The sequence below is a fragment of the Halomonas cupida genome (genome assembly GCF_900142755.1).
Lineage (GTDB): Bacteria > Pseudomonadota > Gammaproteobacteria > Pseudomonadales > Halomonadaceae > Halomonas > Halomonas cupida.
In genome coordinates this window covers 336,368-353,943 of record NZ_FRCA01000001.1, presented here as the reverse complement: position 1 = coordinate 353,943, position 17,576 = coordinate 336,368, and the positions used below count along the sequence as shown (strand labels likewise).

At 60.4% G+C, this 17,576-nt stretch carries 22 protein-coding genes; 12 read left to right on the top strand and 10 right to left on the bottom strand.

What is annotated here, in order from left to right; translation table 11 throughout:
• Positions 1-7: 7 nt before the first annotated feature.
• Entirely contained in the window at positions 8-766 is a 759-nt protein-coding gene (locus BUE38_RS01485) for a Nif3-like dinuclear metal center hexameric protein (protein ID WP_234986732.1), read from the bottom strand.
• 133 nt (positions 767-899) lie between these two features.
• Between BUE38_RS01485 and BUE38_RS01480 the strand changes: the two genes are divergently transcribed.
• Positions 900-2,174, top strand: coding sequence for a Do family serine endopeptidase (locus tag BUE38_RS01480; RefSeq protein WP_073433249.1), 1,275 nt, complete (start codon positions 900-902; stop codon positions 2,172-2,174).
• A gap of 177 nt (positions 2,175-2,351) precedes the next feature.
• Here the strand turns inward: BUE38_RS01480 and hisD are convergent, their stop codons facing one another.
• From hisD to BUE38_RS01435, 9 genes are all read right to left on the bottom strand, one after another.
• A complete protein-coding gene (gene hisD / locus BUE38_RS01475; RefSeq protein WP_073433248.1) occupies positions 2,352-3,662 on the bottom strand; it encodes a histidinol dehydrogenase in 1,311 nt (436 codons plus the stop codon).
• A gap of 37 nt (positions 3,663-3,699) precedes the next feature.
• Entirely contained in the window at positions 3,700-4,350 is a 651-nt protein-coding gene (gene hisG / locus BUE38_RS01470; protein ID WP_073433247.1) for an ATP phosphoribosyltransferase, read from the bottom strand.
• A gap of 57 nt (positions 4,351-4,407) precedes the next feature.
• Positions 4,408-5,670: a UDP-N-acetylglucosamine 1-carboxyvinyltransferase gene (murA, locus tag BUE38_RS01465; protein ID WP_073433246.1), complete on the bottom strand. Its 1,263-nt coding sequence runs from the start codon at positions 5,668-5,670 to the stop codon at positions 4,408-4,410.
• A gap of 11 nt (positions 5,671-5,681) precedes the next feature.
• Positions 5,682-5,936, bottom strand: coding sequence for a BolA family protein (locus BUE38_RS01460; RefSeq protein ID WP_073433245.1), 255 nt, complete (start codon positions 5,934-5,936; stop codon positions 5,682-5,684).
• Between the two features lie 159 nt (positions 5,937-6,095).
• Complete coding sequence (locus tag BUE38_RS01455; RefSeq protein ID WP_073433244.1) at positions 6,096-6,425, bottom strand: STAS domain-containing protein; 330 nt, start codon at positions 6,423-6,425, stop codon at positions 6,096-6,098.
• Positions 6,422-7,075, bottom strand: a complete 654-nt coding sequence (locus tag BUE38_RS01450; protein WP_073433243.1) for an MlaC/ttg2D family ABC transporter substrate-binding protein — start codon at positions 7,073-7,075, stop codon at positions 6,422-6,424. The genes BUE38_RS01455 and BUE38_RS01450 overlap by 4 nt, the downstream gene beginning before the upstream one ends.
• Before the next feature lie 30 nt (positions 7,076-7,105).
• Positions 7,106-7,570 (bottom strand): outer membrane lipid asymmetry maintenance protein MlaD, encoded by a 465-nt coding sequence (mlaD, locus tag BUE38_RS01445; protein WP_073433242.1) that lies wholly within the window; start codon positions 7,568-7,570, stop codon positions 7,106-7,108.
• Between the two features lie 16 nt (positions 7,571-7,586).
• A complete protein-coding gene (gene mlaE, locus BUE38_RS01440; RefSeq protein ID WP_073433241.1) occupies positions 7,587-8,369 on the bottom strand; it encodes a lipid asymmetry maintenance ABC transporter permease subunit MlaE in 783 nt (260 codons plus the stop codon).
• Complete coding sequence (locus BUE38_RS01435; RefSeq protein WP_073433240.1) at positions 8,366-9,178, bottom strand: ABC transporter ATP-binding protein; 813 nt, start codon at positions 9,176-9,178, stop codon at positions 8,366-8,368. The genes mlaE and BUE38_RS01435 overlap by 4 nt, the downstream gene beginning before the upstream one ends.
• A gap of 362 nt (positions 9,179-9,540) precedes the next feature.
• Here BUE38_RS01435 and BUE38_RS01430 point away from each other — a divergent pair, with 362 nt between their 5' ends.
• From BUE38_RS01430 to BUE38_RS01380, 11 genes are all read left to right on the top strand, one after another.
• Positions 9,541-10,542: a KpsF/GutQ family sugar-phosphate isomerase gene (locus BUE38_RS01430; protein ID WP_073433239.1), complete on the top strand. Its 1,002-nt coding sequence runs from the start codon at positions 9,541-9,543 to the stop codon at positions 10,540-10,542.
• A 37-nt stretch (positions 10,543-10,579) separates the two neighbouring features.
• A complete protein-coding gene (locus BUE38_RS01425) occupies positions 10,580-11,128 on the top strand; it encodes a KdsC family phosphatase (RefSeq protein ID WP_073433238.1) in 549 nt (182 codons plus the stop codon).
• 3 nt (positions 11,129-11,131) lie between these two features.
• A complete protein-coding gene (gene lptC, locus BUE38_RS01420; protein WP_073433237.1) occupies positions 11,132-11,722 on the top strand; it encodes an LPS export ABC transporter periplasmic protein LptC in 591 nt (196 codons plus the stop codon).
• Positions 11,722-12,252: a lipopolysaccharide transport periplasmic protein LptA gene (gene lptA / locus BUE38_RS01415; protein ID WP_143166186.1), complete on the top strand. Its 531-nt coding sequence runs from the start codon at positions 11,722-11,724 to the stop codon at positions 12,250-12,252. The genes lptC and lptA overlap by 1 nt, the downstream gene beginning before the upstream one ends.
• Positions 12,249-12,974, top strand: coding sequence for an LPS export ABC transporter ATP-binding protein (lptB, locus tag BUE38_RS01410; RefSeq protein ID WP_073433236.1), 726 nt, complete (start codon positions 12,249-12,251; stop codon positions 12,972-12,974). The genes lptA and lptB overlap by 4 nt, the downstream gene beginning before the upstream one ends.
• A gap of 355 nt (positions 12,975-13,329) precedes the next feature.
• A complete protein-coding gene (locus BUE38_RS01405; protein ID WP_073433235.1) occupies positions 13,330-14,742 on the top strand; it encodes an RNA polymerase factor sigma-54 in 1,413 nt (470 codons plus the stop codon).
• Between the two features lie 197 nt (positions 14,743-14,939).
• A complete protein-coding gene (gene hpf / locus BUE38_RS01400; protein ID WP_073433234.1) occupies positions 14,940-15,248 on the top strand; it encodes a ribosome hibernation-promoting factor, HPF/YfiA family in 309 nt (102 codons plus the stop codon).
• 6 nt (positions 15,249-15,254) lie between these two features.
• The gene (ptsN, locus tag BUE38_RS01395; protein WP_073433233.1) at positions 15,255-15,740 is read left to right on the top strand and encodes a PTS IIA-like nitrogen regulatory protein PtsN; all 486 of its coding nucleotides are present in this window, start codon (positions 15,255-15,257) and stop codon (positions 15,738-15,740) included.
• A gap of 89 nt (positions 15,741-15,829) precedes the next feature.
• Positions 15,830-16,711, top strand: coding sequence for an RNase adapter RapZ (gene rapZ / locus BUE38_RS01390; RefSeq protein WP_073433232.1), 882 nt, complete (start codon positions 15,830-15,832; stop codon positions 16,709-16,711).
• A 3-nt stretch (positions 16,712-16,714) separates the two neighbouring features.
• Positions 16,715-16,984 carry an HPr family phosphocarrier protein gene (locus BUE38_RS01385; RefSeq protein WP_073433231.1) on the top strand — a complete coding sequence of 90 codons (270 nt, stop codon included), beginning with the start codon at positions 16,715-16,717 and terminating at the stop codon, positions 16,982-16,984.
• Between the two features lie 44 nt (positions 16,985-17,028).
• On the top strand, positions 17,029-17,571 hold the full coding sequence (locus BUE38_RS01380; protein ID WP_073433230.1) for a BUD32 family EKC/KEOPS complex subunit: 543 nt from the start codon (positions 17,029-17,031) through the stop codon (positions 17,569-17,571).
• Positions 17,572-17,576 lie beyond the last annotated feature (5 nt).

Below are 17,576 nucleotides of genomic sequence, written 5' to 3'. Positions count from 1 at the left end.
CCCCGCTTCAAGCAGGGTTGTCGATATCTACGAAGCGGTGCTCGACACCGTATTGCTGATTCAGCCATTGCCCCAGCGCCTGGACGCCATAGCGCTCGGTGGCATGGTGGCCTGCCGCAAGGTAGTGAATTCCCATTTCCCGAGCAATATGCGTCGTACGTTCGGAAATCTCTCCGGAAATGAACGCGTCCATGCCGGCCTCCGCCGCCGCTCCGATCATGTCCTGAGCACCACCGGTGCACCACGCGACGCGAGAAATCGGCTTGCCGCCCGGTGCCTCGATCAGCAACGGCTGGCGTGACAGGCAATGGCCTACATGCCCCCCGAACTCCGCCACCTTCATGGGCTCCGCCAGACGTCCGTACCACAGCAGCCCTTCACCCAGGGGGGCATCCAGAGCACCTTCCACCTCCAACCCCAGGCGCTGCGCCAGACAGGCGTTATTCCCCAGGCTCGGATGCGCATCCAGCGGCAGGTGGTAAGCCAGCAGATTGATGTCATGCTGCAGCAGGGTCGCAATTCGTTGACGTTTCATTCCGGTGATGGCCACCGGTTCGTTCTTCCAGAAGTAGCCGTGATGTACCAGCACCAGGTCCGCCTGCCAGGCCACGGCTTCATCCAGCAGCGCCTGACTGGCAGTCACCCCGCTGAGCACACGGGTCACCGACGGCCTTCCCTGCACCTGCAGTCCATTCTCGGTGTAGTCCCTGAAACGGCTTGCGGTCAGCAACGCATCACAGGCGGCGATCAGTTCATCACGATCCATGGTCATTTTTCCCCTTTAAGCACCAACATCCAGACCCGTCGGAAGCCAGCAATGTTACAATGCTCGTCATTGTACGCGGCGACGATATACGCTGCGACCGCGAAGCCGCTCACGCGACAAGGACCCTCGCCGCATGCGACGCACTCTGCTGCCCTATCTCTGGCCAATCATCATTGGTGTTCTGCTCGCCATCGTGTTGATCAACGCCTTTCCCGAACGGCTTGGACGGGTGCCGTCTCAAGGCTCACCGACGGCCGTGGAATCAGGGGCCACCAACGCCAGCGCCGAAACCGACGAGGCACCACAACGCCCGGCACCTGATCTCCGTGAGGCTGCCCCCCTGAATCGCCACGAGGGGCCAGTGAGCTATGCCGAAGCGGTGGATCGCGCCGCACCGGCCGTGGTCAACATCTACTCATCACGCGTCATCGAACGTGACACCCACCCTCTGATGTCGGACCCCTTCTTCCGCCAGTTCTTCGGCAACAACAATGCGCCTTCACGGCAACGCATGCTGTCCAGCCTGGGCTCAGGAGTCATCATCAGCAATGACGGCTACGTGCTGACCAACCATCATGTGATCAATGGCGCCGACGAGATCCAGGTAGCACTGCGCGACGGTCGCGAAACCCTCGCCCAGGTCATCGGCACCGATCCGGAAAGTGACATGGCCGTCCTCAAGATCGATCTCGACGACCTTCCGGTCATCGAGCTGACCGACTCAACCCAGGTGGCAGTGGGCGATGTCTCGCTGGCGATCGGCAATCCTTTCGGGGTCGGCCAGACCGTGACCATGGGCATCATCAGTGCCACCGGCCGCAGCCACCTTGGCCTCAATGCCTACGAAGACTTCATCCAGACCGATGCCGCCATCAACCCCGGCAACTCCGGTGGAGCGTTGATCAACCCCGAAGGCGCTCTGGTCGGCATCAACACCGCCATCTTCTCGCGTTCCGGCGGCTCCCAGGGCATCGGCTTCGCCATTCCCGCCAACCTGGCACGCAACATCCTGGAACAACTGGTCGCCCATGGGCGCGTCATCCGCGGCTGGCTGGGTATCGAGGCTCAGGAACTCAATCAGGAACTGGCCAACTCCTTCGGCCTCAAGGCTCCCTCGGGAGTGATCATTGCCGGCGTTGTCTCCGGCGGACCGGCGGACCAGGCGGGTCTCCAGCCCGGCGATGTACTGCTTGAGGTCGACGGCCGAGCGGTCATCGACCCACGCCGTACCATGAGTGATATCGCCGCCGTGGACCCCGGTACCACTCTGCGGGTCACCGTGGCTCGCGACGGCCAACCGCTGCAGGCCGAATTGGTCGTCGGCGAGCGTCCAACACCCAGTACTCAGACCGGCACTCAGGCCAATACTCAGGACGGCCGCCAGCAGCAGGAATCCATCGTCGAGTAACCCATCCGCCACACCTCCCCCACATGCAAAGGACCCCGCCCGGCATCACCTGCTGGGCGGGGTCCTTATGTTGAAGTGGCTTGTGTTGAAGCAACCAATCTTGAAGTGGCACGGCAACTCAGCACCGTGCGATTGCCGCCTGCACCAGGAACAACCCGACAGAAAAGCCTGCCATCGTCAGTCGTGGATGCGGTACTCGGCAGAACGGGCATGAGCGGTCAGTGATTCTCCTCGCGCCAGTACCGATGCCGTCTTGCCCAACTCGGAGGCACTCGCGGCCGTACAGTGGATGATCGACGAGCGTTTCTGGAAATCGTAGACCCCCAACGGCGAGGAAAAACGCGCCGTGCCCGAGGTGGGCAGCACATGATTGGGCCCAGCACAGTAGTCGCCCAGCGCCTCGGAGGTGTAACGCCCCATGAAGATGGCACCCGCATGACGTACCTGCGGCAGTAACCGTTCGGGTTCTGCCACTGAAAGCTCGAGGTGCTCGGGAGCAATGCGGTTGACCAGCTCGAGCGCCTCGGCCTCGTCACGACAGGCAATCAAGGCACCACGGGCAGCAATCGAGGCACGCGCCACGGGCTCCCTCTCGAGCGTTGGCAACAGGCGCTCCATGGCCTCCTGCACCGCATCAAGATGCGCCTCATCCCAACTGATGAAAATCGCCTGGGCGTCTTCATCATGCTCGGCCTGCGAGAACAGGTCCATGGCCAGCCATTCGGGGTCGGTCTGACCATCGGATACCACCAGGATTTCCGAAGGCCCAGCGATCATATCGATCCCCACCTGACCGAAAACTGCGCGCTTGGCGGTGGCCACAAAGATGTTGCCCGGGCCGACGATCTTGTCCACACGCGGCACCGTCTCGGTACCGTAGGCCAGGGCCGCCACCGCCTGCGCGCCCCCAAGCGTGAACACACGCTTGACGCCCGCCACATGGGCGGCGGCCAGCACCAGCTCATTGACAACACCATCCGGTGTCGGCACCACCATGATGATCTCATCCACGCCAGCAACGTGAGCCGGCAAGGCATTCATCAATACCGAGGACGGATAGGCGGCCTTGCCTCCCGGGACATAGATACCGACACGATCCAGCGGCGTCACCTGCTGACCCAGCACGGTGCCGTCGGCTTCGGTGTACTGCCATGACGTGGGCTTCTGCCGCTGGTGATATTCACGCACACGCCGGGCAGCAACCTCGAGCGCTTCGCGCTGCTGTGGCTCGATGCGCTCAAAGGCCTCGGCCAGACGCTCGCTCTCCAGCGTCAGTTCGGCCATGGAGTCTGCCCCAAGGCGATCGAAACGTCGCGTGTACTCCAGCAGTGCCACATCGCCCTGCTGTCGAACAGCGGCAATGATCTCGTCGACACTCTGCTGAACGCGAGCATCCGAGACACTTTCCCAGGCCAGCAGCGCGTCCAGACGCTGCGCGAAATCCGCATCACCGGTCGACAGGCGAGCGACCTCGAATTCTGTGCTCATGTCAGGATCTACCTTCATTGTTCAACGGAGGTGGCGCTCAATCGGCCATTTCACGGCGGGCCGCCACGGCGTCGCTCAGACGCTGGAGCAACGGCTTGAGTTGATCATGCTTCATGGTCATGGCGGCCTGATTGACGACCAGCCGGGTACTGATATGGCCAATCAGCTCACGTGGCTCCATGCCATTGGCCCGCAGCGTGTTGCCGGTATCCACGATATCGACGATCTCGTCGGCGAGGTTCATCAACGGAGCCAACTCCATGGCACCATACAACTTGATCACTTCCGCCTGGATACCCTGTTCCGCGTAATAACGTCGCGCCACATTGACGAACTTGGTGGCCACGCGGCGGCGAGGCATGGCTGACTCGCGACCGGTAACACCAGCGGTCATCAGCTTGCAGCGGGCAATTTCCAGGTCAAGAGGCTCATAAAGCCCCTCGGCACCGTGCTCGAGCAGCACATCCTTGCCGGCCACCCCCAGATCTGCCGCCCCCATCTGGACATAGGTCGGCACATCCGTGGCACGAATCACCACCAGCTTGACGTTGGGCAGATTGGTATCGAACAGCAGCTTGCGACTGCTGCCCAGATCCTCTGCCGGGCGAATGCCGGCATCTGCCAGCAACGGGAGGGTCTCGTCAAGAATGCGCCCTTTCGACAACGCCAGTATCAATTGCTTGTTCATGGTCTCGCCCGATTGTCGAATCACCGCTCGGGGCAGGGGTGCCCGAGCGGAGGAGAGTTAGCCCGGTATACGTTTGATACGCGCACCCAGCAGCTGCAGCTTTTCCTCGATACATTCATAGCCGCGGTCGATGTGATAGATACGATCGACGAGGGTTTCGCCTTCCGCCATCATCGCCGCCACCACCAACGAGGCAGAGGCTCGCAGATCGGTCGCCATGACCGGAGCTCCGGACAGCCGCTCGACCCCGGTAATGACCGCGGTATTACCTTCAAGGGCAATATTGGCGCCCATGCGATTGAGTTCCTGAACGTGCATGAAGCGATTTTCGAAGATCGTCTCCACCACACGCCCGGTCCCCTCTGCCACCGCATTCATCGCCACGAACTGGGCCTGCATGTCGGTGGGAAAGGCCGGATAGGGCGCCGTGCGGATGTTGACCGCCTTTGGACGGCGACCCTCCATGTCGAGCTCGATCCAGTCATCACCGGTGGTGATCTTCGCACCAGCTTCCTCGAGCTTGGCCAATACCGCTTCGAGAATGTCGGCACGGGTACGGCGCACGCGAACCCGGCCACGACTCAAGGCACCGGCTACCAGGAAAGTTCCGGTCTCGATGCGGTCCGGCATCACATCATGCTCGGCGCCATGCAAACGCTCGACGCCATGGATGGTGATGGTGTCGGTGCCATGACCGCGGATGTCGGCACCCATCTTGATCAGGCATTCTGCCAGATCAACAACCTCGGGCTCACGCGCCGCGTTCTCCAGCACCGTCACGCCATCGGCCAGAGCCGCGGCCATCAGCAGATTCTCGGTGCCGGTAACGGTCACTGTATCGAAGAAGATGGTCGCCCCTTTCAAGCGGCCATCGGTACGGGCCCGGATATACCCGCCTTCCACACGGATATCGGCGCCCATGGCCTCGAGACCACGAATATGCAGATCGACCGGGCGTGAACCAATGGCACAGCCCCCCGGCAGCGATACATCCGCTTTGCCGAAGTGAGCCAGCAGAGGCCCCAGCACCAGAATCGATGCACGCATCTTCTTGACCAACTCGTAGGGGGCGTGGCAGTCATTGACTTGAGCCCCATTGAGCTGAATACACATCTTCTCGCCCATCACCGCCTGAACGCCCATATGACCGAGCAGCTCAAGGGTGGTGGTAATATCCTGCAGATGCGGTAGGTTGCCGATGGTAACAGGCTCATCGGCGAGCAATGTGGCACACAGAATCGGCAGGGCAGCGTTCTTGGCACCACTGGCCCAGACTTCCCCTTCGGCCGGCCCATTGCCGGTGATCATCAACTTGTCCATGCGAGTTACCGTCAGGCCCCCGGGTTCTCGGCCGCGGCCTGCCACTGGGCAGGCGTATAGGTCTTGATGCTGATGGCGTGCAGTGCACCGGAAGCAATTTCCTCGGACAACGCCGAATAGATGACCTGCTGGCGCTTGACCGGGGTGAGATCGGCGAACATCTCGCCTACGGCGACGACCTGGAAGTTGCAGCCTTCGCCCTGGATGTGGAATTCACAGCCATCGACGCGGCTCTCGAGCAGCGCCTTGACGTCACTGGGTTGCATGCAACCGCTCTCCTCAAGGTTTTCATGAAGCGTCGATAACATCGACGCGCAGTAATGGCATTGGCGCCATATGGTAAAGAAAACCGCAGCAGATAGCGATGACAAGCCGAGTCAGAAACTCGGCCCCGAATCGAAACGCGCACAGGGCCGAGCACAGGCTCAGGAAGAGGAGGCTGGAATCAGGGCATCCAGCCCGGACAGACTGGTCAGTTGCGCCAGCACCGGAGACAAGCGCACCTCGCGCAGCACCAGGCCGGCACCACGCGAGACACGCTGCCACTCCAGCATCATGCTGAGAGCAGCGCTGGAAACATCCTCTACAGCGCCGAGATCGAGGATGATTTCTTCACCTCGAGAACGGGACTTCAGCCAATCACCACCGGCTTCCGCCATGGCTGCTGCCCCATCGAAGTCCACCTTACCGGTGACACTCAGGGTGTTGGCGTCGGCACACACACTCGCGTGGCCGAGGGCCATCAGTTGCTTCATGCGCCACCGCGCTCCAGTTCCTCGGCACCGACTTCCGGTGACCAGTTGTTGATCACCGCATCATAATCCCGGTTGTATTGACGCATGGCCTGATCGAACTGGTTGCGGAACGTCAATCCAAGATTGATACCATTGACGATGACATTGACCACCTTCCACTGGCCGCCATCCTGGCGCAACGTATAGCTGACCGGATAGACCGTACCGTCAGTGCCGACGATCTCCATGGCAACATTGGCCTGGTCTTCGTAACGTCCGGCGGACTGGTTATCAAGCACGCGGATCTCGCGGTAATCGAAGGTCACCAGTCCCTTGGCGTAGGTGTCCAGTAGCGTCTGCTTGAAGGCGTCAACAAAGCGCGAACGTTGTTCTGGCGTGGCATTGCCGAAGTAGCGCCCCATCACGCTCGCGCCGATGTAACGAAAGTCCGCCACATCACTGAGGCTTTCGTCCACCACCCGCTTGAGCTCTGCCGGATTACTGCTGAAATAGTCCTTGCGACCTTCGATCTGCCCCATCAGCTCGGTGATGCTGACGCGAATCATATCCTCGGGGGACTGCTGGGCCATCGCCGGCAGACTCATCAATACCAGCAATGCTGTGGCCAGCCACTGGAAGAAACGGTTACTGACAGGTTTTACCGTAGTCATGAGACTCTCCTTGTACGCTTCCCGATTGGCTTACTCATTAACCATATTCGACACGAATTGCTGAATCAGTTCCTCCAGCACCAGCGCCGACTGGGTATCACGGATGGTGGCACCGTCCTCGAGCGACTCCGGAGAACCGCCCACCGACAGACCAATGTACTGCTCGCCCAGCAGCCCTGAAGTGAGAATGGCGGCGGTACTGTCATCCGGCAGCTTGCCGAGCAGATCATTGTCCAGTGACATCACCACCCTGGCGTCGTACCACTCGGTATCGAGGTCGATACTGTCGACCCGCCCCACGGTCACTCCAGCCATGGTCACTCGCGCACGCGGCTTGAGCCCACCAATATTGGCGAAGTTGGCGTTCAGTTCGAAGGTATCATCGGCGCGAGTCAGATCCAGACCACTGACCTTCAGGCCCAGAAATACCAACCCGAGAATACCGGCCAGCATGAACAGGCCGACACCGAATTCCATCGTCTTGCTGCGTTTCATCACAGTCTCCGCAGAATCAGGAAAGTCCACCGAACATCACGGCGGTAAGCACGAAATCCAGGCCCAGAACGGCCAGGGATGAATAGACCACCGTACGCGTGGTGGCACGGGAGATGCCTTCCGAGGTCGGAACCAGGTCATACCCCTGGAACACCGCAATCCAGGTGATCACCAGAGCGAACACCAGACTCTTGAGCAGACCGTTGCCGACATCATCGATAAAGCCCACGCTCTCCTGCATATTGCCCCAGTAGGATCCCTCGAAAACGCCCAGCCATTCGACGCCGACCAGGTGCCCACCCCAGACACCGACCACGCTGAAACCAATGGTCAGCAGCGGAAGCGACACGAAACCCGCCCACAGCCGAGGCGCGACAATACGACGCAGCGGGTCAACGCCGATCATTTCCATGCTGCTCAACTGCTCGGTGGCTTTCATCAGGCCGATCTCGGCCGTCAGCGCCGAACCTGCACGCCCAGCGAACAGCAACGCCGCCACCACTGGCGCCAGTTCACGCAACAGCGACAGCGAAACCATCTGGCCTAGTGCCTGCTCGGCACCAAAATCCACCAGAATGGTATAGCCCTGCAGGGCCAGCACCATACCGATGAACAGCCCCGACACCAGAATGATCGCCAGTGACATGACGCCAACCATGTGCATCTGCACCAGCCACAGGCGCACCCCTTCCCGAGAAGGACGCGCAAACATCGACTGCAACAGGAAGATCCCGGCACGTCCCAGCGACTCGAGCAGCTCGCAGCCATGACGACCGATCAGGGTAATGCGTTCGATCATTGCGGCTCTCCATGGCTGAGAATATCGTCGATGAAATCATCCGCCTGATAGTGAAATGGCACAGGGCCATCGGGCTCACCATGAATGAACTGGCGTACTCTCGGATCCTGCACCGCTTCCAGCATCTCCGGTGTGCCATGGGCCATGACTCGTCCGTCGGCAACAACGTAGACATAATCAGCGATCGTCAGGGTTTCACGGATATCGTGGGACACCACTACCGACGTCAGGCCCAACGCCTGATTGAGCCGCTTGATCAGCTGTACCAATACGCCCATGGAAATCGGGTCCTGCCCGACGAAGGGCTCATCGTAGAGAATCAACTCTGGATCAAGCGCTACCGCCCGCGCCAGTGCCACACGACGGGTCATGCCTCCGGACAACTCCGCCGGCATCAACTCCCTTGCACCACGCAGGCCCACAGCCTCGAGCTTCATCAGCACTACGTCACGAATCATGCTTTCAGGCAGGTCCGTATGCACGCGCAGGGGAAAGGCCACATTCTCGAAGACGCTTAGATCGGAGAACAACGCTCCACTCTGGAACAGCATTCCCATGCGTCGGCGCATCCTGAACAGTGCATTGCGGGACAGCGCATGCACATCTCGCCCATCAATCACCACACGCCCCGCATCAGGGCTCAACTGCCCACCGATCAGCTTGAGCAATGTCGTCTTTCCGGTGCCGCTCGGACCCATGATGGCAGTGATGGCACCACGACGGATGGACAGGTCAACACCACGGAAGATCTCACGATCTCCGCGGGAGAAATGTAGATTCTCGACCTCCACCAGGGAAGCAGCCATCATCGTTTATCCTACCGTTGTCCAGCCAGACTGTTTTGTCGAGGATCAACGCCACCTACTTACACTCTTGCAGGTAGGCTGACGCCGAGTTATCGAACATCGTATCCTAACTCAATAAAGGCATGCCACAAACAGGGTATGCTGCTGCAGCAGAGGCCAGCTTGCGCAATGACCATTCTACAGGTTCAATGAGCGGCCATTTTTCATTGATCGAATTCGGCGGGCAGTGTGCCATGACAGACCCCGGATGCCTATGCGGCAGATAGCCAGGGGGACAGACAGCCATCCCGTCTCGGCACAGTTCCAGGCCACACATGACCCGGCGGAACTTGTGGGATTCGACGCAAACGGCAACAATCAAGCCCATGAATGACCATTCCAGCACTACACCTACCATCAACGCTGCAGCGCTACGCGAAAGCGCACAGCGGACCCTCGGCCTGGAACGCGATGCCATTGATGCCTTGATCGCGCACCTGGACGGCGGCTTTGCCCATGCCTGCGAGCTGATTCTCGGCTGCAAGGGACGTGTGGTGGTCACCGGCATGGGTAAGTCCGGTCATATCGGCAGCAAGATTGCCGCCACCCTGGCCAGCACCGGGACTCCGGCATTCTTCGTTCACCCCGGAGAGGCCAGTCATGGTGATCTCGGCATGATTACGCCGGGGGACATCGTACTGGCCTTGTCCAACTCCGGTGAAACGGCCGAGGTCACCGCCCTGCTACCACTGCTCAAGCGCATGGGCGCTCCGTTGATCAGCATGACCGGGCGCCCGGCCTCCACCCTGGCGCGCCATGCCGATGCGCACCTCTATGCCGGTGTCGAACGCGAGGCCTGCCCGCTGGATCTGGCACCAACGTCCTCGACCACTGCGGCTCTGGCCCTCGGTGACGCCCTCGCCGTGGCACTGCTGGAAGCCCGTGGCTTCACCGCCGAGGATTTTGCCCTCTCGCACCCGGGCGGCAGTCTCGGCAAACGCCTGCTGCTGACCGTTGGTGACCTGATGCACACCGGCAAGCGCCTACCTCAGGTTCCACAAGGCTGCCCACTACGCGACGCGCTGCTCGAGATCACCCGCCAGGGGCTCGGTTTCACCTGCGTGGTCGCCAATGATGGTACTCTGGCTGGCGTCTACACCGATGGAGATCTACGTCGCACGCTGGATCGTTATCAGGACTTCACCAACCTTAGCGTCGATGATGTCATGACCAGTCCGGGGTTGCGCATCCAGGCCGATATTCTCGCCGCGGAAGCGGTGCGTATCATGGAAGACAATCGCATTACTGCGCTGGCGGTAGTCGACAAGGACAGCCACCCGGTTGGTGCACTGCACATGCACGACCTGCTGACCGCCGGCGTGATCTGACAGCGGCTCTGCCCGGCTCGTTACAAGGATTCAGTCAATGCCACACACCAACACTTCCGACCTGTCCGATAAATTACGTCGCGTGCGCCTGTTGGCCCTCGATGTGGATGGTGTCATGACCGATGGCAGCCTGTATTTCCAGGCCGACGGTCAGGAAAGCAAGGTCTTCAATACCCTTGACGGTCACGGTCTCAAGTTGCTCAAACGCGCCGGCATCAACGTTGCGGTGATCACCGGACGCAGCTCACCAATGGTCACCATGCGCACCAGCGCACTGGGCATCGACCATGTCCACCAGGGCGTCGAACGTAAACTGCCGGCACTCAAACAGATGTGTGAGCAGTTGGGTATCGAGCTCGACCAGGTGGCCTACTGTGGCGATGATCTGCCGGACCTGCCCTGCATCCGACATGCAGGAGTCGGCATCAGCGTGCCCGGAGCACCGCACTACATTCGCGAGCAGGCCGATTGGATCACCGAGCAGACGGGTGGCCATGGCGCGGTACGCGAGATCTGCGACAGGCTGCTGATGAGTCAGGGCCACTGGCAGAGCGTACTTGACACCTATCTTCATGTCGGGCCCTGAGCCATGAATCTGCGTGCATTGCGTCCCGGGTTTCGCTTCTGGCTATTCATCCTGTTGCTGATGCTGGGTGCAGGACTGGCACTGCTCAATCCGCGGGATGGTGACATTCCCAGCGAAATCCCCAACGACGAGGCAGGTGAGCCGGACTACTATCTGACTGACGCGACCCTGAGCCGCTTCAATGCGCAGGGTGTGCTCCATCAGCGAGTGGTCACTCCGCGCCTGGTGCACACCCCACTGGATGATGTTACCCGCCTGCAGACTCCCGATATTGCACTGATCGACGACAGCGGGCGTGATTGGATCGCCAACGCCAGACGCGGCCAGCTTGGCCCCGATGGCAACCCCATTACACTGACGGGTGATGCACACCTCGAAGCCCCTGCCGAAACCTGGCAGCTGGACACCGAGATCCTGCACTACGACAGCACCACAGGCCACGCATGGAGTGAAACCTCTGCCGTACTGCGCCAGCCGCCGCAAGAGATGCGCGGCGATCGCTTCGACGCCTGGATCAATGACAGAAAGGCGCGCCTGACCGACAATGTGACCGGCCACCACCCGCCTGAAACCAACAAGGAGCCTGCTCAATGATGCGTCCGAGCCACGCCCCCATGCTCGCCATCTGCCTCGCCCTGGCGACCGGCATCATCAGTTCGACAGCGTCGGCGCTTGAAAGCGACCGCACGGCCCCGATTCAGGTCGAGGCTGATCGTCTGGATCTCGACGACCGGGCCGGTACCGCCGTGTACACCGGTGACGTCCGTATCCAGCAAGGCAGCATGATACTTACCGGCGATCGCGTCGAAATCCAGCGCAATGACCAGGGCGAGCTGTCACAAGCCACGGCGACCGGTGACCGCGCCTATCTGGAGCAGAAGCCCTCTCCGGAAGAGCCAGTGGTCAAGGGCTGGGGACGCAAGGTGGTCTATCACGTTTCTGAACGCCGCATCGAGCTGATCGACCAGGCAGAGTTGCACAAGGCCAGGGACACCTTTGATGGCGCCTACCTCGAGTACTTCCTTGATCGTCGCGTGGTACAGGCACGTTCAAGCGCCGACGGCGTCGACGGCACCCAGCGCATTCGCATGACGCTGGAACCGGAGGGTCAGAATAGCCAATGAAGACCCTTCACGCCCGTAACCTGGCGAAGAGCTACAAGCGTCGCCGCGTCGTCCACGACATCAGCCTGTCGATTTCCCAGGGCTCTATTGTCGGCCTGCTGGGCCCGAATGGGGCCGGCAAGACTACGTCCTTCTACATGATTGTCGGTCTGGTCCGTGCTGACGCTGGACAGATCTCTATCGATGACCGCGATCTCAGCCGCTCGGCGATGCATGAACGTGCACTGGCAGGCATCGGCTACCTGCCGCAGGAAGCGTCGATCTTCCGCAAGCTGTCGGTGGCCAACAACATCATGGCCATCCTCGAGACTCGCAAGGACCTCGACCGAAAGGGCCGCGAAGAGAGCCTCGAGCGCCTGCTCGAGGACTTTCACATCACCCATATCCGCGACAACCCCGGCATGAGCCTGTCCGGTGGCGAACGACGTCGGGTAGAGATTGCCCGCGCCCTGGCCACCGAGCCGGCCTTCATCCTGCTCGACGAGCCCTTCGCCGGTGTTGACCCCATCTCGGTGGGCGATATCAAGTCAATCATCCGCCAGCTCAAGGAACGCAATATCGGCGTCCTGATCACCGACCACAACGTGCGTGAGACACTCGATATCTGTGACCACGCCTATATCGTCGGCGACGGCCAGATCATCGCTGAAGGCAACGCCGACGACATTCTGAACAACAAGCGCGTTCGCGAAGTGTATCTGGGAGAGAACTTCCGGTTGTAAGCCATAAGCCGCGAGTGTCGAGCTGCGAGCCACGAGCTGTCCAGTGCCGCCCCATGGGTCACAGACAAACCCAACCTCGAGACGCGAGCTTCGAGCCACGAGCGGATTCAGTGCCAAATCGGCAATTTCGTGCCTTGCCCGGGGTTCGGGGCTCAAGCTCGAGCGCAGCGGGCTCGCAACTGGAGCCATTTACCGCTTATAGCTCAAAGTAGCTCGTAGCTCGTAGCTCGTAGCCCACCCCCTCCTCCTTTCCTCCTACAAGTCAACTCGTTTTGTCAATATTGGCAAGAGACTTGCATGGCATACCTCTCGTGAGTAGGGTGAAGCCTTCTGAGATCACCAACGGACCCTACGCATGGCCCTGAAGGCGTCGCTGCAGCTGCGGCTGGGTACGCAGCTCACCATGACCCCACAACTGCAACAGGCAATCGCGCTGCTGCAGTTGTCTACGCTGGAACTTCGTCAGGAAATCCAGCAGGCCCTCGAGGCCAATCCCATGCTGGAGCAGGAAGACGATTTCGGAGAGCAAGCGGTCAGCGAAGCGCCGGACGATGACTGGGCCGACGAGATTCCCGCTGAACTGTCGGTAGACAGTGACTGGTCCGACACCTATCAGGATTCCGGCAATCTGCCGGCGGGCAGTGGCGAAGGCCCGGACTTCGAGCGCCAGGCATCCTCCGTGTCACTGCAGAGTCATCTGAGCTGGCAACTGGCCATGCTCGACATCGATGGCGACCATCTGCGTGTCGCCGAGTCACTGGTCGATGCAGTCAATGCCGATGGTTATCTCGATCAACCTCTGGAAGAGATTCACCAGGGGCTGCAACAACAGGGACTCGACAAACTGTCGCTGGCCGATGTGGAAGCGGTTCTCAAGCGCCTGCAGCAGTTCGAGCCGGTCGGGGTTTTCGCCAGGGACCTTCGTGAATGCCTGCTGCTGCAACTCGACACCCTGCCTGGCGAGACGCCGTTACTGCCTCAGACCAGACGCCTGGTACGCCAGTTCCTCGAAGCCCTGGCAAGCGGTGAGCGACGCCTGCTGAAGCGACGCCTGGGGCTCGAGGACAATGAGCTGGACAGTGTCATCGCACTGATCCGTAGCCTTGACCCCCGCCCCGGCAGCAGTTTCGGTGACAGCGATACCGATTATGTGGTGCCTGACCTGATCGTGCGCCATGGATCCGAAGGCTGGCAGGTAGAACTCAATCCAGAGGCCATGCCACGCCTGCGAATCCAGCCGGATTACGCTGCACTCATCCGCCGCGCCGATCGCAGTCAGGACAATCAGTTCCTCAAGGATCACCTGCAGGAGGCTCGCTGGTTGCTGAAGAGCCTATCGAGCCGCAACGACACCCTGCTCAAGGTCGGCCGTGAGATCATGCTGCGTCAGCTGGACTTCCTCGAGCAGGGTGAGGCCGCGATGAAGCCACTGATCCTCACCGATATCGCCGAGAAGGTGGAGATGCACGAATCGACCATCTCAAGGGTCACCACCCACAAATATGTGCATACGCCACGGGGGGTATACGAGCTGAAGTACTTCTTTTCCAGTCAGGTCGGCAGCGATGGCGATGCGCACTCCAGTACAGCCATCCGCGCCATGATCAAGAAGCTGATCCAGCAGGAACCCCCGCGCAAGCCACTTTCCGACAGCAAACTGGTGGAGATGCTGGCCTCGGATGGCGTCACCGTCGCACGACGCACCGTGGCCAAATACCGCGAGGCCATGCATATTCCGTCATCCAGCGAACGCAAGCGACTACGCTGAAGCGTCCTTCCACCATGGATCCCATATCGGTCTCATCACAGGAGGGCCGCTCGATGAACCTGTCGTTCATAATGACCTTGTCGTCAATAGTTACAGCCCCCTCATCAGCGCCTGGCAACGACTTGTGGCCAGGGGGTTTGCAGGAACCGAAAAAGGGTTACAATCGAGCTACCATGTGCAAGAGCAAGGAGCCTGTCATGCAAGTAAACATCACCGGCCATCACGTCGAACTGACCACCCCACTGCGTGACTATGTACAAGAGAAGCTCGCTCGCGTGGAGCGCCACTACGACAACATCACCAACGTACAGGTGACCCTGTCAGTGGAAAAGGAACGTCAACTCGCCGCCTGCACACTTCATGCTGCCGGTGCTGATCTGCATGCCGATGCTCAGGATGGTGACATGTACGCCGCCATCGACGCACTCGCCGACAAGCTTGACCGCCAACTGGTCAAACACAAGGAAAAATCACAAGCCCGTGCCCAGGGCGCTGGACTTCGCTGACTCCTCATGACATTGGATGCCATTCTCCCTCCCGAGCGCACGCTGTTTGATGTGCCGGGAGGCAGCAAGAAGAGGGTGCTGGAGTTCTTCAGCACCTTCATCGCCCAGAACACGCCAAGCCTGGATAGCCAGGAAGTATTCAGCCGTCTGATCGGTCGTGAGCGACTCGGCAGCACCGGGATAGGCAATGGTGTTGCCATTCCTCATGCCCGCAACCCGCATTGCAAGGCTCCGATCTCCGGCTTTCTGAAGCTGGCGGAACCGATCGACTTCGATGCCATTGATGGTGAGCCCGTCGACCTGATCTTCGTGCTGCTGGTGCCCGAAGAAGCCGATGAAGCTCACCTTGCTCTACTCGGTCAGGTCGCCGGTGTCATGAATGATGCCGAAACGCGCCAGCGACTGCGCCAGGCGGGCTCTCAACGTGAGCTGCACGAACGACTGCAGGAGGCTATTCTTCGCGTTGCCTCCGATCAGGATAGCGACAGCTGAACCTCGGCTGCCGCTTCATCCTTCCAGCACCACCATCTGTCATTCAGTGCCGGGCATGGCCCAGGCAACCCATGAGCGGGAGATCGTCAATGCAACTCGTGATCATCAGTGGCCGGTCCGGCTCGGGCAAGTCCGTTGCCCTTCAGGCCCTGGAGGATCTGGGTTTCTATGCCATCGACAATCTCCCGGCCATGCTGCTGGCCTCGCTGGTCGGCGAACTGGAGAACGGGCATTCAAGGCGTATCGCTGTCAGCATCGATGCGCGCAACCTGCCTGAGGCACTGCAACGTTTCCCATCCGCCCTGGCGGAGTTCAAGCAGCACAATCTGCACTGCCAGGTGGTCTATCTGACCAGCGATGCCAGGGTGTTGCTCGAACGCTATTCGCATACCCGCCGCCGTCATCCGCTGACACGCTACAGTGACATGACACTGGCCGAAGCCATCGATAGCGAGGAACAGGCACTGAGCGGTATTCGTGATGTCGCTGATCTGGTGATCGACACCACACGGCTTTCTGTGCATGAGCTGCGCGCGCGGATTGCCGAACAGGTCGCCGGTCACAGCGCCGCAAACTTGACTCTCACAGTGGAGTCCTTCGGCTTCAAGCGCGGCGTACCGCCGGACGCCGATATCGTTTTCGATGCACGCTGCCTGCCCAACCCCTACTGGGACCCGACACTACGTGATGCCACCGGGCGCGACCAGTCCATTACCGACTTCCTGGACGCCTACCCGATTGTCGCCGACATGCAGAACGATATACTCAACTGGGTACAGAAGTGGCTACCGGAGTATGAAGCCAGCCAGCGCAGTTATCTTACCGTTGCCATTGGCTGTACCGGTGGCCAGCATCGCTCAGTGCATCTTGCCGAACGTATTGCTACCGCCCTGGCCACCCACCACTCTCGTGTTCGCCTGCGCCATCGAGAACTCGGCCACCAACGTCTCCTCGACTCGACAGGAGACTGATGCATGCCGAGTCGACAGCTCACCTTGATCAACAAACGGGGCCTGCACGCCAGGGCCGCCACTCGGCTGGTACAATGCTGCCAACCCTTTCAGGCGACTGTTACGGTGCGCCACGGCAAGCTCTCCGGCGACGCCAGCAATATCATGACGCTACTGATGCTGGCCGCACCCTGTGGTACCGAACTGACCATCGATGCAGATGGCGAGGATGCCGAAGCGGTGCTCGATGCTGTTGAAGCCCTTTTTGCATCCCGATTCGATGAGGACAGCTGACGGCCCGCTCCTTCTGCGCGCCAGGCATGCACCAGGATATTCCCATGTCATTGCAATTGATCCAGACTGGAAAGTATTCCCGCGTCCACTACGACCCGGACCAGGATGCCTTCATCAAGACCTTCACCCCCAACACGCGAGACAAATGGCGCTACCGACTGGGTATTCGTCGCTACCCGGGCCACAATTTCCGCCATGTCGCCAGGCGCCTCGAAGCCCTCGGCATCAGCACGCCGAAGATCCTGTCGGCAGAGCGCTACCGCCTGGTGACAGCGAATATCCACGGTGTGGCCCTGCATGATGTGATCGGCAACGATGCCAGGTTACAGCATCGCTTTGTCGAGATCCTGGTGACCCTGTGCCGGAACCGTATCCACTGCCGCGGGCTGCATACCAACAACTTCCTCGTAGCCGACGGCGATATTGTTGCCATCGACCTGGACGCCTACAAGGCGCCACGCTTCTTCCATTATTCGCGCCGCGAGTTCATCGACTGCCTGAGTCGCTCCCTCAAGGGCAAGGAAGGCTTCCTGTTCCGGAATTTCCTCGAACGCCTCGACACCAGCGAGCACCGATCACAGCGCTGACTCCC

What these genes read in the sequence shown, in the direction of transcription:
- BUE38_RS01485 (WP_234986732.1), bottom strand. Translation starts at nt 766, where the DNA reads ATGGATCGTGATGAACTGATCGCCGCCTGTGATGCGTTGCTGACCGCA.
- BUE38_RS01480 (WP_073433249.1), top strand. Translation starts at nt 900, where the DNA reads ATGCGACGCACTCTGCTGCCCTATCTCTGGCCAATCATCATTGGTGTT.
- hisD (WP_073433248.1), bottom strand. Translation starts at nt 3,662, where the DNA reads ATGAGCACAGAATTCGAGGTCGCTCGCCTGTCGACCGGTGATGCGGAT.
- hisG (WP_073433247.1), bottom strand. Translation starts at nt 4,350, where the DNA reads ATGAACAAGCAATTGATACTGGCGTTGTCGAAAGGGCGCATTCTTGAC.
- murA (WP_073433246.1), bottom strand. Translation starts at nt 5,670, where the DNA reads ATGGACAAGTTGATGATCACCGGCAATGGGCCGGCCGAAGGGGAAGTC.
- BUE38_RS01460 (WP_073433245.1), bottom strand. Translation starts at nt 5,936, where the DNA reads ATGCAACCCAGTGACGTCAAGGCGCTGCTCGAGAGCCGCGTCGATGGC.
- BUE38_RS01455 (WP_073433244.1), bottom strand. Translation starts at nt 6,425, where the DNA reads ATGAAGCAACTGATGGCCCTCGGCCACGCGAGTGTGTGTGCCGACGCC.
- BUE38_RS01450 (WP_073433243.1), bottom strand. Translation starts at nt 7,075, where the DNA reads ATGACTACGGTAAAACCTGTCAGTAACCGTTTCTTCCAGTGGCTGGCC.
- mlaD (WP_073433242.1), bottom strand. Translation starts at nt 7,570, where the DNA reads ATGAAACGCAGCAAGACGATGGAATTCGGTGTCGGCCTGTTCATGCTG.
- mlaE (WP_073433241.1), bottom strand. Translation starts at nt 8,369, where the DNA reads ATGATCGAACGCATTACCCTGATCGGTCGTCATGGCTGCGAGCTGCTC.
- BUE38_RS01435 (WP_073433240.1), bottom strand. Translation starts at nt 9,178, where the DNA reads ATGATGGCTGCTTCCCTGGTGGAGGTCGAGAATCTACATTTCTCCCGC.
- BUE38_RS01430 (WP_073433239.1), top strand. Translation starts at nt 9,541, where the DNA reads ATGAATGACCATTCCAGCACTACACCTACCATCAACGCTGCAGCGCTA.
- BUE38_RS01425 (WP_073433238.1), top strand. Translation starts at nt 10,580, where the DNA reads ATGCCACACACCAACACTTCCGACCTGTCCGATAAATTACGTCGCGTG.
- lptC (WP_073433237.1), top strand. Translation starts at nt 11,132, where the DNA reads ATGAATCTGCGTGCATTGCGTCCCGGGTTTCGCTTCTGGCTATTCATC.
- lptA (WP_143166186.1), top strand. Translation starts at nt 11,722, where the DNA reads ATGCGTCCGAGCCACGCCCCCATGCTCGCCATCTGCCTCGCCCTGGCG.
- lptB (WP_073433236.1), top strand. Translation starts at nt 12,249, where the DNA reads ATGAAGACCCTTCACGCCCGTAACCTGGCGAAGAGCTACAAGCGTCGC.
- BUE38_RS01405 (WP_073433235.1), top strand. Translation starts at nt 13,330, where the DNA reads ATGGCCCTGAAGGCGTCGCTGCAGCTGCGGCTGGGTACGCAGCTCACC.
- hpf (WP_073433234.1), top strand. Translation starts at nt 14,940, where the DNA reads ATGCAAGTAAACATCACCGGCCATCACGTCGAACTGACCACCCCACTG.
- ptsN (WP_073433233.1), top strand. Translation starts at nt 15,255, where the DNA reads ATGACATTGGATGCCATTCTCCCTCCCGAGCGCACGCTGTTTGATGTG.
- rapZ (WP_073433232.1), top strand. Translation starts at nt 15,830, where the DNA reads ATGCAACTCGTGATCATCAGTGGCCGGTCCGGCTCGGGCAAGTCCGTT.
- BUE38_RS01385 (WP_073433231.1), top strand. Translation starts at nt 16,715, where the DNA reads ATGCCGAGTCGACAGCTCACCTTGATCAACAAACGGGGCCTGCACGCC.
- BUE38_RS01380 (WP_073433230.1), top strand. Translation starts at nt 17,029, where the DNA reads ATGTCATTGCAATTGATCCAGACTGGAAAGTATTCCCGCGTCCACTAC.